Annotated in this window: 13 protein-coding genes; 8 read left to right on the forward strand and 5 right to left on the reverse strand. The window is 35.4% G+C overall.

Annotated elements, in window-relative coordinates; genetic code table 11:
* Window positions 1-308: 308 nt before the first annotated feature.
* On the reverse strand, window positions 309-1,286 hold the full coding sequence (locus ACFOWM_RS08755; RefSeq protein ID WP_379708939.1) for a ribonucleoside-diphosphate reductase small subunit: 978 nt from the start codon (window positions 1,284-1,286) through the stop codon (window positions 309-311).
* A 320-nt stretch (window positions 1,287-1,606) separates the two neighbouring features.
* On the opposite strand from ACFOWM_RS08755, the gene ACFOWM_RS08760 reads away from it, so the two are divergent.
* Together ACFOWM_RS08760 and ACFOWM_RS08765 are read left to right on the forward strand one after the other, a co-directional pair.
* A complete protein-coding gene (locus ACFOWM_RS08760) occupies window positions 1,607-2,083 on the forward strand; it encodes a nuclear transport factor 2 family protein (RefSeq protein ID WP_379708941.1) in 477 nt (158 codons plus the stop codon).
* A 73-nt stretch (window positions 2,084-2,156) separates the two neighbouring features.
* Window positions 2,157-2,519: a hypothetical protein gene (locus tag ACFOWM_RS08765; RefSeq protein ID WP_379708943.1), complete on the forward strand. Its 363-nt coding sequence runs from the start codon at window positions 2,157-2,159 to the stop codon at window positions 2,517-2,519.
* A gap of 28 nt (window positions 2,520-2,547) precedes the next feature.
* Here ACFOWM_RS08765 and ACFOWM_RS08770 read toward each other — a convergent pair whose 3' ends face one another.
* The 3 genes from ACFOWM_RS08770 to ACFOWM_RS08780 form a co-directional block, all read right to left on the reverse strand.
* The gene (locus ACFOWM_RS08770) at window positions 2,548-2,916 is read right to left on the reverse strand and encodes a methionine-R-sulfoxide reductase (RefSeq protein WP_379708945.1); all 369 of its coding nucleotides are present in this window, start codon (window positions 2,914-2,916) and stop codon (window positions 2,548-2,550) included.
* A 63-nt stretch (window positions 2,917-2,979) separates the two neighbouring features.
* The gene (locus ACFOWM_RS08775; protein WP_379708947.1) at window positions 2,980-3,864 is read right to left on the reverse strand and encodes a bestrophin family protein; all 885 of its coding nucleotides are present in this window, start codon (window positions 3,862-3,864) and stop codon (window positions 2,980-2,982) included.
* 82 nt (window positions 3,865-3,946) lie between these two features.
* The gene (locus ACFOWM_RS08780; RefSeq protein ID WP_379708949.1) at window positions 3,947-5,218 is read right to left on the reverse strand and encodes a DEAD/DEAH box helicase; all 1,272 of its coding nucleotides are present in this window, start codon (window positions 5,216-5,218) and stop codon (window positions 3,947-3,949) included.
* Window positions 5,219-5,688: 470 nt separating this feature from the next.
* Between ACFOWM_RS08780 and ACFOWM_RS08785 the strand changes: the two genes are divergently transcribed.
* The 5 genes from ACFOWM_RS08785 (at window position 5,689) to ACFOWM_RS08805 (ending at window position 14,238) form a co-directional block, all read left to right on the forward strand.
* Window positions 5,689-6,012, forward strand: coding sequence for a PadR family transcriptional regulator (locus tag ACFOWM_RS08785; RefSeq protein WP_379708951.1), 324 nt, complete (start codon window positions 5,689-5,691; stop codon window positions 6,010-6,012).
* A 57-nt stretch (window positions 6,013-6,069) separates the two neighbouring features.
* The gene (locus ACFOWM_RS08790) at window positions 6,070-8,307 is read left to right on the forward strand and encodes a PspC domain-containing protein (RefSeq protein WP_379708953.1); all 2,238 of its coding nucleotides are present in this window, start codon (window positions 6,070-6,072) and stop codon (window positions 8,305-8,307) included.
* A gap of 143 nt (window positions 8,308-8,450) precedes the next feature.
* A complete protein-coding gene (gene gcvT, locus ACFOWM_RS08795; RefSeq protein ID WP_379708955.1) occupies window positions 8,451-9,536 on the forward strand; it encodes a glycine cleavage system aminomethyltransferase GcvT in 1,086 nt (361 codons plus the stop codon).
* An 18-nt stretch (window positions 9,537-9,554) separates the two neighbouring features.
* A complete protein-coding gene (locus tag ACFOWM_RS08800; protein ID WP_379708957.1) occupies window positions 9,555-10,280 on the forward strand; it encodes a 2-phosphosulfolactate phosphatase in 726 nt (241 codons plus the stop codon).
* Between the two features lie 184 nt (window positions 10,281-10,464).
* Window positions 10,465-14,238 (forward strand): DEAD/DEAH box helicase, encoded by a 3,774-nt coding sequence (locus tag ACFOWM_RS08805; RefSeq protein ID WP_379708959.1) that lies wholly within the window; start codon window positions 10,465-10,467, stop codon window positions 14,236-14,238.
* Window positions 14,239-14,248: 10 nt separating this feature from the next.
* Here ACFOWM_RS08805 and ACFOWM_RS08810 read toward each other — a convergent pair whose 3' ends face one another.
* Window positions 14,249-14,581, reverse strand: coding sequence for a DUF6370 family protein (locus ACFOWM_RS08810; protein WP_379708961.1), 333 nt, complete (start codon window positions 14,579-14,581; stop codon window positions 14,249-14,251).
* A gap of 59 nt (window positions 14,582-14,640) precedes the next feature.
* Here ACFOWM_RS08810 and ACFOWM_RS08815 point away from each other — a divergent pair, with 59 nt between their 5' ends.
* Window positions 14,641-15,528: a trypsin-like peptidase domain-containing protein gene (locus ACFOWM_RS08815; protein ID WP_379708963.1), complete on the forward strand. Its 888-nt coding sequence runs from the start codon at window positions 14,641-14,643 to the stop codon at window positions 15,526-15,528.
* Window positions 15,529-15,563 lie beyond the last annotated feature (35 nt).

The raw sequence follows: 15,563 nt of genomic DNA on the forward strand, positions 1-15,563 counted from the left end.
TTAATTTATTTTATAACGCAAACAACGCTTTTTGAATTGATGTTAACTTTTCTAAAAAAAGTTGTTGCTTTATTTTTGTTTATTCATTTTTATTGAATTGCTATTGTGCTGTATGTTTTGTTTTATAACTAAGCCTAACAACAATTGAAATAAAATAATTGAATGTGTTTTGCTATTATTTTATTTTGGCGCCTACTGCAATATTTACTGCAATTGAAACACCCCTTCTTTTATTAGTACGTTTTATTTATTTAGCTAATTCGGATAGGGTTTATGCTAAATACTAAAAACCAATTACTATGTATTTATTAAAAATCTTCATCTAACGAAAACACTTTTGAGGTAGTGCCGCCTTCGCCCATTACGCCAGCTTTTTGGTATTCGCCTACTCTTTTTTCGAAGAAGTTGGTTTTGCCTTGTAATGAAATCAATTCCATAAAATCAAAAGGGTTGGTTGCGTTGTACACTTTTGCACAACCTAATGATAGTAACAACCTATCAGCAACAAACTCAATGTAATTGCACATTAAATCGGCATTCATACCTATCAATCGTACTGGCAATGCACTTGAAACAAAATCTTTTTCTATTTCAACAGCATCTGTTATAATTTTTGTAACGGTTTCTTTTGGTAATTGGTTTTGCAAATGCTGGGTATATAATAGGCAAGCAAAATCGCAATGCAAGCCTTCATCTCTACTAATTAATTCGTTCGCAAAAGCAAGGCCTGGCATTAAACCCCTCTTTTTTAACCAAAAAATTGAACAGAATGAGCCTGAAAAGAAAATACCTTCCACTGCTGCAAATGCTACCAATCGTTCTGCAAAGCTGCCCTTATCAATCCAACGCAAAGCCCACTCTGCTTTTTTCTGTACACAATCAATGGTTTCAATGGCACGTAACAACCTATCTTTTTCAATAGGGTCTTTAATATAGGTATCAATTAACAGCGAATAAGCTTCACTGTGTATATTTTCAATCATTACCTGAAAGCCATACATACACCTAGCCTCAGGGTATTGTACTTCTTTTAAAAAGTTAACTGCTAAGTTTTCGTTTACGATACCATCACTAGCTGCAAAAAATGCTAATACGTGTTTAATAAAATAACGTTCATCTTCTGTTAATTTATTAGCCCAATCCTGTACATCAGTTGTAAGGTCTAACTCCTCAGCCGTCCAAAAGCTAGCTTCCGCTTGTTTGTACATTTTCCAAATATCCTGATGGGTAATAGGGAAAAGTACGAAGCGGTCTTTATTATCTGCTAAAAGCGGTTCCATTTGCATTGCGTATATAATTTTAGAAATTGTTGCTGTTTGTTGCAAAGCAAACGAGGGTTTGGTAATTTGACAGTTGTCAACAGTTAGCCGATTTGTTCACTTTGAAAACAATATTACTAATCATTTGATACACTTTTTTGAAAGAGTTTTTCACAGAATGTTTACAAATTATGTAAACGCAAACACAGTAAAGGCTACAGCCATAAAAATTAGTTTTCCACCAAAGTAATGCACATGGTAGGGATAACTTTTTCGATTTTTTTTTGATTTTTTTTGGTAAAATAATTGCAAGTACAATTACTTATTACATCATTAAAATTTTTAAAATGAAGCAGTTAGTTAAAGCCATAGCCACCTTTACATTTGTTATTTTATGTTTTAGTCAATGTAAAAACAACGGTAATTCAAAAACCACTGTTCCTTTACCAGTTATGAGTAAAGCCGATGGGGAAAAAATTACCGAAAGAGAAATTAGTATTTGGGAGTTTTCAAAAACCAAACAGTTTGATAAGTTAAGGGCTATTTTGGCTGATGATTATATTGGTTATTTTAGCAGTGGTAACATGTTACCAAGCGATGTTATTAATTTATTAAGTAAAACCACTTTTACTGATTACCATCTCTCTAATATTAAGGTAAAACCGGTTGCTAATGATGTTGCTATTATTTATTACGATGTATTACAAGATGTTACAGGGGCTGATGGCGTAAAATGGATACCAAAGGTTTCAGCATCATCAGTATATGTTAAACGTAACGGTGTTTGGTACGCTGTTTTTTACCAAGAAATGCCTCAAGGTTAACCCATTAATGTTGATAATATTTTAACCCATCACACGTTAATGTTGTGTATATTTATCTTCTTAATAATTAGGTATGAAACGTTTTGTGATCAGTAGTTTATTGGTGGTTTTTTGTAATTATTTTGCAACAGCACAAACTATAAAAGCTGATGAAGCTGCTCAACACATTGGAGATAGCACGAAGGTATGTGGTAAAATTTTTGGAGGGCGTTTTTTTGAAACATCAAATAGTTCGCCCACTTTGTTAAATATGGGTGCTGCTTTTCCTAACCACCCTTTAACGATTATGATACCTTTAAGTGTACGTAAAGAAATGGGTTATGCGCCTGAGCTACAATTGAAAGATAAAAATGTGTGTGTTACAGGAAAAATTGTACTCTTTAAAGAAAAACCAGAAATTGTATTATACAATACCAAACAACTTAAAGTTGAATAAAAAAAGCGCTTCGTTTGAAGCGCTTTTTTTATGAATTATTTGCTGGTATAAATTTTAATGAAATAGAGTTTACACAATGCCTGGTATTTTTTGCAGTAAACCTTTCACCTGTAAATACGTGCCCTAAGTGGCCGGCACAATTATTACATACTATTTCAACTCGGTGACCATCAGCATCAGGCACTCTTTTTACCGCTCCCGGTATTTCATCATCAAAACTTGGCCATCCACAATGGCTGTCAAACTTATCAGTTGAGTTGTAAAGCGGTGCATCGCATTGCCTGCATATATAGGTACCTGTTGCTTTATTGTTATTGAGTTCGCCAGTAAAAGGCCTTTCGGTACCTTTTTGTAAAATTACATAGGCTTCCTCTGGTGTTAATTGATTGTATTTCATGCTGGGGGTTATTGTTTTTTGTATATACGTAATACGTATGCAATTTGATTTATATACGGCTATTTATAAAATATCTGCTACGTTTTTTTGAATATTGGCGGCAATTTTATCTGTTGGCACATCGTTTTGGTCGCCACCAAAAGGGTCTTCAATTTCTTCTGCAATTAATTCTAAACTTGCCAATACATATAAAATAAAAGCAGTAACAGGTATTACCAAATAACCTAAATCAAATACATAGCCAAAAGGTAATGTGGCCACGTAAATGAAAATAAACTTTTTTATAAATACACTATACGAAAAAGGTATGGGCGTATTTTTAATACGTTCACAAGCGCCACAAATATCAGCTAGCGATTGTAGCTCTGCATTAATAAATAGTAACTGTTCGCCTGTTATTACTTTTTGCGCCAATAATTTTTGTACTCTTTTGTAAATTATAGCGCCCACTTGGTTAGGTATGTGTTTATCTTCATCAATTTCATTAAAAATATGGCCATGTTGCGCATCTTCAAACAACTCCGTACGGGTGTTTTCTTTATGTAAATGATCGTGTAATACCAAAGCAAAAGCCGGAATTACTTTGCTAAAAAAAGTACGATCTTCCACCATATTTTCTGGTAAAATAGCGTTGAGTTTCATGGCTAAATTGCGGCTATTGTTTACCAATGCACCCCATAATTTACGCCCCTCCCACCAACGATCATAAGCGGTATTGGTTCTAAATACTAATAAAGTTGATATTGCAAAACCCAACAATGCATGCATGAGGGTTACTTTGTGTAACGGACTACTATCTGGCAAGTGATAATACTCCTTAACCAAATACGCTACGGCCCAAGCGTACAAACAAAACAATACAATAAAAGGTAATAGTTTGCGAAACGTATCAGCCTTATGAAATTTAAAAACGTAACTGAATGGGTTTTTTTGATTGTATGGAACCATAAGAATGTTTAAACAAATATATTGATGGATGAAATAAATAGTTGCAATAAAAAAGCCACATTTTAATGATGTGGCCCTCTCTTTAGCGTCTTTGTGGTTCTTTTGAACCGTATTTTCTATTACGTTCTGCATTGCTTCTTCCACCGCCAAAACTGCGTTGTGGTGGCCGTTGTGGCCTTACCGCTTGTTTTGGACGCCCCATAATTTTATTAAATGTAACATGGTAAGGGTGGTTTTCGTTCACTGGAATTTGCTTGCCAATTAATTTATGAATATCTCTCAATGCTTCTGTTTCTTCTGCTTCGCAAAATGAGAAAGATATACCACTAGCGCCTGCTCTACCGGTACGACCAATACGGTGTACATAGGTTTCAGCAACATCGGGCAATTCGTAATTAATAACATGGGTTAAATCGTCAACATCAATACCTCTTGCAGCAATATCGGTAGCAACCAATACCCTTGTGGTTCTGTTTTTAAAGTTGGATAACGCTCTTTGTCTTGCATTTTGCGATTTGTTGCCATGTATCGCTTCGGCGCTTACACCAATTCTGGCCAAATCTTTTACTACTTTATCTGCACCATGTTTGGTACGGGTAAACACCAAGGCGGTTTCTATTGTTTTATCAGCTAAAATGTAGGCTAACAATGATTTTTTGTTATCTTTTTCCACATAAAACAACGATTGTTCAATAGTATCTGCCGTTGATGATACGGGTGTTACTTCTACTTTTTCGGGGTTGGTTAAAATGCTATTGGCTAATGATTGTATTTCACCAGGCATTGTTGCTGAAAAGAAAAGCGTTTGGCGTTTGCTAGGCAATTTGGTTATTACCCTTTTAACATCATGCACAAAACCCATATCTAACATACGATCAGCTTCATCTAACACAAAAATTTCAATATCTTTTAAATTAATGAACCCTTGGCTCATTAAATCTAACAAGCGGCCAGGCGTAGCTACCAATACATCAATACCTCGGCGTAGTTCGTTTACTTGTGGGCCTTGGTTTACACCGCCAAAAATTACCAAGTTTTTTAAGCGCAAGTTGGCGCCATATGCATTAAAGCTTTCTTGTATTTGTATAGCTAACTCACGAGTAGGTGTTAATATGAGTGCTCTTATTGGTCGTTGACCGCCACCTTGCATGGTGGTTGGTTTGGCTAACAACTGTAGCATTGGTATTGCAAAAGCTGCTGTTTTACCTGTGCCTGTTTGAGCACAACCCAACAAATCTCTACCAGCTAAAATATGTGGTATAGCTCCTTGTTGAATGGGTGTAGGCTTTGTATAGCCTTCTTTAATAAGCGCATCTAATATGGGCTTAATTAATTTTAAGTCTGTAAATAACAAAATAAATTGTTTTAATAAATGAGTGCGGAAATGATGGTATCCATCATCACTAAAAATGGGAGCATGCTATTGTTCGTACAGCATGTTATTGGGGAAGTGTATTAAATAAAAATCTACAATAATCGTCCGGGCTTTTAATGCCGCTAAATAAATGAACTATTGCAAAGGTAGACTATTATATTGGTTAACCCGGTATTGTTTTAGCCATGTATTGGGGTGATTAATTTACCGCTCAGCCATGCTAATACGCCAATCATCCTAAAATGAAACTATTTTTTTAGCAGGCATTTTTTAATGAAACCAACACCTGTATTGTATTTCAGCGATTTATCACCAAAAATACAGCACCTACTACTTTAAAATAAATGGTATTATGTGTTGCATAGTACCAAATTAAACCTATCTTTGTGTTGTAAAAGAAGTTACACTACCGAAACCAAGGTTTGGGTACAACATTAAAAATAAATGCCATGAATATTGATAACACCGCAAGCCAAATGAGGAAGGGCGTTTTAGAGTTCTGCATTTTATCGGTTATTAAACAAGGAGAAGCTTATCCTTCTGACATTATTGATAAAATGAAAGCAGCCAACCTCAATATTTTTGAGGGCACTTTATACCCGTTGCTTACTAGGCTCAAAAATGCCGAATTGCTAACCTACCGTTGGGTGGAAAGTAATAGCGGACCGCCACGAAAGTATTTTTCATTAACCGAAAAAGGCGCCACGTTTTATGCAGAATTAGAAACTACTTGGAACGAACTGGCCAATGCAGTACAAGCACTTACCGGTTAATAAACACCAAAACAACATCACCTCAACAACAAATTTTCAACGATCAATTATTACAAAATGAAACAGGTAATAAACATAAATTTTCAAGGCAGGGTAGTTCCAATAGAAGTATCTGCTTACGATATTCTAAAAGCTTATATAGATAGTCTTTCTCGTCACTTCGCTGCTGAAGATGGTAAAGATGAAATTATTAACGACATCGAAAACCGTATTGGCGAACTTTTTCAAGAGCGTATTAAAAATGGCGCCACTTGTATTACTGATGATGATGTAAATGCTATTATCAAAAGTATGGGCCGCCCCGAAGATTTTGAAACCGAAGAAGCATCCTTTTCCCAACAAAATGAAAAAACCAATGAAGGGGCATCATCAAACACCGAAACCAACACCAATACACATTACAAAAAGCGATTGTATAGAGATGAAAATCAAAAAATAATCGGCGGTGTGTGTAGCGGTATTGCCAACTATTTTGGTATTGATGTAGTGGTGGTGAGGGTTATTTTTTTAATACTCGTTTTTTCATTTGGGTTTGGTTTGTTGCCTTACATTATTTTATGGATTGCTACACCAAGTAGCTCTACCACTGAAATTGGAAGCATGCGTAAAAAACTTTACCGTGATGGTGATGAAAAATACGTTGGCGGTGTGTGCAGCGGCTTAGCACATTATTTTGGTATAAGTGTATGGATTCCGAGGGTATTGTTTTTAATTCCGTTTTTATCATTCGTAAACCGTTGGAACCATTGGGATGATGGGTTTAACAACTTCGGCGAATTTTTACGATTAGGGTTTAGTCCGGGTGCTGTTTTTATCTATATTATTTTATGGTTGGTTTTACCAGAAGCTACCACTACTGCCGAAAAGCTTGAAATGAAAGGCGAAAAGGTTGATATGAACTCTATTAAAAATGCTGTGGTTGATGAAATGAAAGGCGTACAACAACGTGTACAAAAGTTTAGTAAAGAAGCTACCATTATTGCCAACGAAAAAAGCAGGGCTTTTAGTTCAGAGGCTAGCAGCATTGCTAAAAAAAGCAGCAGAGGCTTGGGTGATATAATTGCACTGTTGGTTAAAATATTTGTATACTTCATTTTAGCCGTAGTTGGTTTTTCTTTAGTGGTGGCTTTGTTTTCTTTGGGTATCGTAGCTATTGGTATTTTTCCTGCTAAAGATTTTGTTTTAACGCAAGGGTGGCAAACGGCATTGGCTTGGGGTACATTAATATTTTTTATACTTACGCCAATGATTGGTGTTATCACTTGGATTATCAGAAAAATTGCAAAAATTAAAGCTGGTAGCAAGTTACTACGCTTTGGGTTTAGTGCACTTTGGGTAGTTGGTTGGGTTTGTTTTATCTTTTTAATATCATCAGTGTTTAAAGATTTTAAAGCCAATTCAAACATAATTGAGCAACAGGTTACATTAACAAACCCATCTGTAAAATCTTTAGAAATTACTACGTTAGCACCGGGGCAACGTTACAGTCGCAGTCGCTTTTTTACCATGTCGCCTTTTGAAGGTATTGATGATGACACCGCTTTTGTTAAAAACACCATCATACAAATAGTTAAATCGCCTAACGATAGCTTTAAAATAACAATGATGAAAATGGCCAATGGTAGCAACAAACGCTATGCAGATACTGCCGCTTCATTAATCAACTTTAACGCATACCAACAAGATTCTTTCTTAATCATCAACAACGGTATTGCAATTAATAAAACTGATAAATTTCGCAACCAACGTGTAGTAATCACTGTTTACGTACCTGTTGGTAAACAAATTAAAGTAAACGATAAGGTTGATCGTAATTACAATGTCATCATCAACGGACCAAACAATGGTAATTGGGAAGATGTTGTATTTGAAAACACAGAAGACGGTTGGAACCATGGTGTTTGGTATACCATGACAAAAGATGGCCTTTACACCCTCGATGGTAAACCTGCTGATACGTACAAAAACAACCGTGTACGTATTAATAAAAATGGTATTGATGTAAAAGATGGTAACGGTAGGGTAATCATCAATAGTAATGGTATACAAGTAGATGATGATAGTGATGATGAAGATGCTGGCACTTACCGCTACAATACAAATGAGCCGCCTACTAACAAAGTTGATTCTTTAAAACTGATTTTACAAAAAGAAGAGCAACGCATGAAAGATTCATTGAAAAAAGAAAAAGAAAAAATTGATAAACAATTAGAAAAATACCAAGAGAAAGCAGGTGGTACGGCTACCCTGTTTGAAAAAATACCTGGTCACAACCCCATCAGGTCAGTAATATAATAAAGCATGTAAGTTGAGGTTGAAAAAGCTCCCGTTGGCAACAGCGGGGCTTTTTATTTTACAACAATTTTAAATTAAGGTAGCATGCATCAAATTTTACATTCTACAATTATTCAATACATTTGCACACTTAAATTGTATACATGAAAAATACCCCGTTTACACATAAACACGTAGCACTAGGCGCTAAAATGGCCGATTTTGCTGGGTTTAACATGCCCATTTCTTATACCGGTATTAATGATGAACATGCTAGTGTTCGTAACAATGCTGGCGTTTTTGATGTAAGCCATATGGGTGAATTTTTATTAAAAGGCCCTCATGCGTTGGAACTTATACAACGCATTACCACCAACGATGCTAGCAAACTTGTTGCCGGCAAAGCACAATACAGCTGTATGCCAAATGAAACTGGCGGTATTGTTGATGATTTATTGGTGTATTGCATTGAGCCCAATAATGTATATATGTTAGTGGTAAATGCTGGTAATATTGATAAAGATTGGAACTGGATTACCCAACACAATACCAACGATGTTGTTATGCAAAACATATCTGATGATACTTGTTTGTTAGCAATACAAGGTCCTAACGCTACTAAAATATTACAACCCCTCACCGATATTGATATTTTAAACCTTCCTTATTATACTTTTGCAAAAGGCACTTTTGCTGGCGTTGGTAATGTATTAATAAGTGCTACAGGTTACACAGGTAGTGGTGGTGTTGAAATTTATTTTGAAAACAGCAACAACGCTGCTGATATTATTTGGGATGCCATTTTTGAAGCAGGAAAATCTGCCGATATTAAACCGATTGGCCTTGGTGCAAGAGATACCCTTCGTTTAGAAAAAGGTTTCTGTTTATATGGTAATGACATTAACGATACCACTTCACCTATTGAAGCTGGCCTCGGCTGGATCACCAAGTTTAGCAAAGATTTTATCAATAAAGCTACTTTCGAAAAGCAAAAAGCAGCAGGCGTACAACGCAAACTTGTTGGCTTTGAAATGATGGAAAAAGGTATTGCCCGTCATGATTACGAAATTAAAAATTTTGACGGCAGCACTATTGGTATTGTTACCTCAGGTACACAAGCACCTTCATTAAACAAAGCTATAGGAATGGGTTATGTTGACACCGCCTATGCTGCTATTGGCGCTGAAATTTTTATTAAAGTACGTGCTACTTTATTAAAAGCAGTTGTAGTAAAAATTCCTTTTGAATAAAATTTTTGTTGTTGTTACATGAAACCATCGCTTTATACTTGTTTGTCACCAGCATTACTACATTTATATGATGTTAGTAATAGTGTGGTGGTTATTATTGATGTACTCCGTGCTACCTCTACCATTGCTACCGCTTTAAATAATGGCGCTTCAGCTGTAATACCTGTTGATAGTGTGGTAGAGTGTATTCGTATTGGTAAAGAATTAAACAGCATTACAGCTGGCGAACGTGATGGCCAAGTGGCAGAAGGTTTGCAATACGGCAACTCTCCTTTTGAGTACCCACAAAGTTTTATTGGCGGACAAACCCTTGTGCTCACCACTACAAATGGTACCAAGCTTTTACACATGGCTCATAAAAATGGAGCTAAACAAATAATTACGGGCTCTTTCCCTAATATAAGCCGTGTTTGCGATTATTTATTAGCGCAAAATACCAATGTGGTGCTGGCTTGTGCCGCCTGGAAAGATAAGGTGAATATTGAAGATACCCTTTTTGCTGGTGCAGTAATTAGCCGCCTAAAATCACATTTTGAACTAGCTTGTGATGCCTCACAAATGGCTGAAAGTTTATACCATACTGCACAAAACGACCTTTACGAGTTTATGAAGGAGCGTAATGCCACACATTACCATAGGCTCACCAAATACCATCTTGAAAAAGATATACGTTACTGTTTAACCAATGATGGTGCACCCTCACTCCCATTTTATAGTGAAGGGCGCTTAATCAATCTTTCATAATACTTTCAAAGCGGTGCTGATTTTTAAAAATCCACCGCTTTTTTATTTACCCCAACGCCTTAACTTTTATTTTCCTTTGTGCTCTAACAATACCTTCGTACCTTGCGTAATGCGATTGCCTTAATAGGAATACCAATCGCTATTATAGAATTTTTCTTTTTACGCTTACTTAAATATTTTCCTTTTGGCGCTACCACATCTTATTAAATACGTGTACAATAATGGGTCTGACGAAGTTATTCGCCGAGGCAAAAAAATTCATTCGCTCAATACGGTGGAGTTGGTGGAGCATGATGAGCTTATGAGTAGCATTGTATTTAGGGTAAAAGACGATGTTTACAATACTTTTTACAAGGTATACATTGAAAAATACAGCGATGCAAAAGCCATGAGCTTGCGCTGTAGTTGCCCATATAACATGGGCGATATTTGTAGGCACGAAGCTGCAGCACTACTGCGTTTGCAAGATATGGTTGATAAAAATTTGTTACGCAGCAGCGCTATACAATACAACCAAATGCACTCGGTTGCAAAAATGAAAAACATTGATCTTAAAATGATCAAAATGTTATCATCACCTTCTATTTTTCATGAAGCTGAAGAGTTGTTACAAAGCACCAAAGCCACTATTTTAAAAGCAGCTGATGAACGTGTAGAAGCATCACTTGTAATTAATGGTGAAACCTACCCATTGGTTATTCAAAAAAACGACGAACGAAATTTTGATACCTCTTGCATGTGTAGCGAATCGCAACACCCTTTATGCGAACATAAAGTGTTATTATTTGTGCAGCTACTGCATAATTATGGTGCTGATTATTTTGATAGTATTCGCAACAGAGATAAAGAAAAAAACAAACTGCTTCAAATTTATGGCTATAGTTTAGCAGATGATTTAACAGGTAAATTTGAATTTATATACAAAGATGGAAAACCATTTTTGAAGGTATTAGATACCTCTATAAAAAGAGTAGCAGCTTCCACCAGCCCCACCACCAATGTAGCACCTTTACGTACCAATACTTTTGTACCCATTACAAGTGCCCCTGTTGCTGAAAAAGTTGAAGTTTCAAAACAACGTTTACGACTTGGTGTAGTTTTTAATTTCAATGTAAAAAATTATCCGGGCTTTACGGTAGAAGCAGTACAGGGTGAGCCAGATGATGATAATAAAAAATTTATTGGTAAAACCGCTAAAATTGACTTAACTAAATTTGTTGATACAGAAGGTTTTTCTGAAGATGATAAATTGTTGTTTCAACAAATTCGCAAACTGCAAGACAACGAAATCAACAAATACCTCAATCGTAATTCACCATTTAGTGGCATTTGGGAAAACATAATTCATACCGATGGTGATGATTTACCAGAAGAAACAAAAGTATTAATTACAGAATACCTTCATCCAAAACTAAAAAAGCTTTTTGATGAACAGGCAAATAATCCTTTTGTTTTTATGTTGCCTTATGCCAAAAAATTAAAAACAGCACATTTACAAGAGGCTGAGTTAAGCGATCATTTTATTACGCCCCTTTTTAATGTAGGGGTTAATGATGGTCAGTTTAATATTACTTGTAAAGTGCGTATTGGTGCACAAAATATTCCTTTCGCTGAAAACCAATCTGGCACCAGTTTATTGTTTTTACATGATGATGTGCTATACACTTGGCAGAAAACGGAAGATGTAATGCAAGCCGAAAAATTCATTAAACAAGGTAACATTACACTCAATAAAAAAAATTGGGCAAAAGTAATGGAAACCGTTATTCTGCCGCTTACCAAAGAGTATGATGTTACGTTTGATAAATCGTTGGTGAAAGAGGTGAAGGTAAGTGTGCCAGAAGTAAAGTTACTGTTACAAGAAAAAGGCGATTACTTGGTTTTTCAACCCGTGTTTAGCTACAAAGGTTTTGAAACCAAAGCTGGTGATAAAGAAACACTTACCATACCCGATGGCGATAAAATTTTACAGATTCACCGCAACAAAGAAGCTGAAGCTAGCTTCATCAATAAATTAACCAGCTTACACTCTGGCTTTATTGACAAACAAGAAAATGGTAGCCTTGTTTTAAAAGGTGCCGATGTACTCAGAGATAATTGGTTTTTCTTATTTGTTGATGCTATGAAGGAATTAAAAATTCCTGTTTTCGGTTTTGAGGCTTTAAAGAATTTTCGTTTCAATACGGCAAGGCCGAGTACGCATATACATGTAAGTAGCGGACAAGATTGGTTTGATGCTAAAGTTGAAATTGAATTTGGTGAACAACGGGTGGGCATTGCTGATATTAAAAGAGCCTTAGCCGATAAACGTTCTTTTGTACAATTAGGAGATGGTACTTTAGGTATTTTGCCCGATGAGTGGTTGAAAAAATATTCATTACTATTTAAAGTAGGCGACGGCCGTAGCGATAAATTGCGTTTAAGTAAATTTCATATGAGCGTAATTGACGACCTCTATGAAAACCGCAACGAAGAAGAAATGAGTTTTGCTTTAGATGAAAAATATGAACGCCTACGTGAATTTAAAAATATACCTGAAACTGAAGCACCGGCACAGTTAGCGCCCATACTAAGGCCTTACCAACTAGCTGGTTACCGCTGGTTAAATTATTTAAACGAAGTAGGTTGGGGTGGTATTTTGGCAGATGATATGGGTTTGGGTAAAACCGTACAAGCCCTTACCATGCTTGATCATTACAATAAAAATACAGGTGGTTTAATGGCCATTGTTGTTTGCCCTACTACGCTTATTTACAACTGGCAAAACGAAATGAAAAAGTTTACGCCAACGTTACAAGCGCATATACACCATGGTAGCACCCGTACCCGAAATGTAGAGGAGTTAAAAAAAGCCAATGTTATCATTACTACCTATGGCACATTGCGTAGCGATATTCAATTATTTTTAAAAATACATTTTGATTATGTGGTGTTAGATGAAAGTCAGGCTATAAAAAACCCATCATCAAAAGTTACCAAAGCGGCTTCATTGTTAGTAGCAACAAATAGAATTTGTATGAGTGGTACGCCGCTTCAAAACAATACATTTGATATTTATGCTCAAATGAATTTTTTAAACCCTGGCTTATTAGGCAGCATGGAGTTTTTTAGAAATGAGTTTGCAACACCTATTGATAAGTTTGGCGAACAAGAACAAAAAGAGCATTTACGAAAATTATTGTTTCCTTTTATTTTACGCAGAACCAAAGAGCAGGTAGCCAAAGACCTTCCAGAGAAAACAGAACAAATTTTGTTTTGTGAAATGGAAAAAGAGCAACGTAAAATTTATGATGCTTACCGTAATAGTTACAGAGATAAAATTTTGGGAACTATTGAAGAACAAGGTATTCAAAAATCGCAGCTTACCATTTTACAGGGATTGATGAAGCTTCGTCAAATTTGCGATAGCCCAGCTATTTTAAATGAAGATGAAAAATTTCCGAATCATTCCATTAAGCTTGATGAACTCACTCGAGAAATTGAAGAAAATATTGGTGACCACAAGGCATTGGTATTTTCTCAGTTTTTAGGTATGCTAAGTTTAATTAAACAAAAACTAACAGAAGCTAATATTCCTTTTGAGTATTTTGATGGTAGTACATCTGCAACCGATAGAGAAAAGGCAATTCAAAATTTTCAAAACAATGATGAGTGTAGGGTTTTCTTAATTTCATTAAAAGCAGGTGGTGTAGGTTTAAACCTTACCGCTGCTGATTATGTTTATATTGTTGACCCATGGTGGAACCCAGCGGTGGAACAACAAGCTATTGACCGTACACACCGTATTGGGCAAACAAAAAATATATTTGCTTATCGTATGATTTGTATTGATACAATTGAAGATAAAATTTTACAATTACAAGAACGTAAAAAAATATTAGCAAAAGAGCTTATTGCTGATGATGCAAATTTTGTAAAAGCATTATCAAAGGCAGATGTAGAGTATTTATTCTCCTAACAATAGCTGCTTATTTATTTTTAATAGGTTTAAAGTATGTTGCTTTAAACCTATTGTTTTTTATAGTACCTATTACTTCAGCTTTAGTAATTGCGTTGCAAAAACCATCCGTTGCATGTGCATCGCCAAAAGCATCAATATTTGCACCATCAACAAAATAGGTTTTTCCATTTATGCTTACAGCTAAATCGCAACCTTGCTGTGTTTTCATATTAAACTGGCATTGGCCACATGCAACATCAACAATTTGTTTAACCGCTTTTTGTTTGTTTGAGTTGATGGCTTTTTGTGCAAAACCTTGTATTGTAAAAGTTAAAAATAGCAATCCGAAAATGTATTTCATGTTGTTGAGTGGGTTTATTGTAATTTACTTATTCAAAAATACACACTTAAATACATATTATGTTTGAATATGCAATTGCAACTGCGTCTAATTATACCCGTCCTATCAATACAATTATAAGAACTTATGGTGGTAAACAAATAACTACAGGCTCATCTACATTGTTTTTTATAAACGATGAGGCTGTTGCTATTACCTGTAAACATGTTGCTCAAATGCTAGCATCATCAGACCATATCAATAAAACATTTAATGATTTTAAAAAAGAACGTGCCGCCTTGCCGAATGATGGCAAATATAAAATGCGCTTGAAAGGGTTAGAAATAAAATACAATTATGATGCAGATACAATTATACAAATGAAAAACACTTTTGTTGATTGTGTTGATAGTATGCAGGGCTTCACTACACATGTGCACCCAACGGCCGATTTAGCCATTATACAATTTAAAGGGTTTGGTAAAAAACTGTATAATAACCATGCAATTTTTTTAAAAGATAGTGGTCAAATAAAACAAGGTAATATGTTGTGTAGGTTGGGTTTTCCTTTTCCTGAATTTACCAATTTTACTTTTAATGAAGCTGCTGATGATATTGATTGGAGCCATACCGGTGTAGCCAGTACACCACAGTTTCCTATTGATGGTATGGTAACTCGTTTTTTAGCTGATAGCCCAAATGAAATTACAGGTATTGAAATGAGCACCCCGGGTTTAAAGGGCCAAAGCGGTGGACCACTTTTTAATAAAGATGGTATAGTATATGGCATGCAATTTTCAACAAAGCACCTTCACCTTGGTTTCGATTTGGTTAATAAAGATATCATCATTAACCACCAACATAAAAAAGTAACAGATTACTCTTTTTTACACCTTGGGCAATGTGTTCACGTTGATGTTATAAAATCATTTTTAAAACAACATCATTATACCTATTTTGAAAATTAACTTTTTTTCCATTAAACTTTTTTATAAATTGTTGG

It is taken from the genome of Ferruginibacter yonginensis (assembly GCF_042651465.1).
Classification (GTDB): Bacteria; Bacteroidota; Bacteroidia; order Chitinophagales; family Chitinophagaceae; genus Ferruginibacter; species Ferruginibacter yonginensis.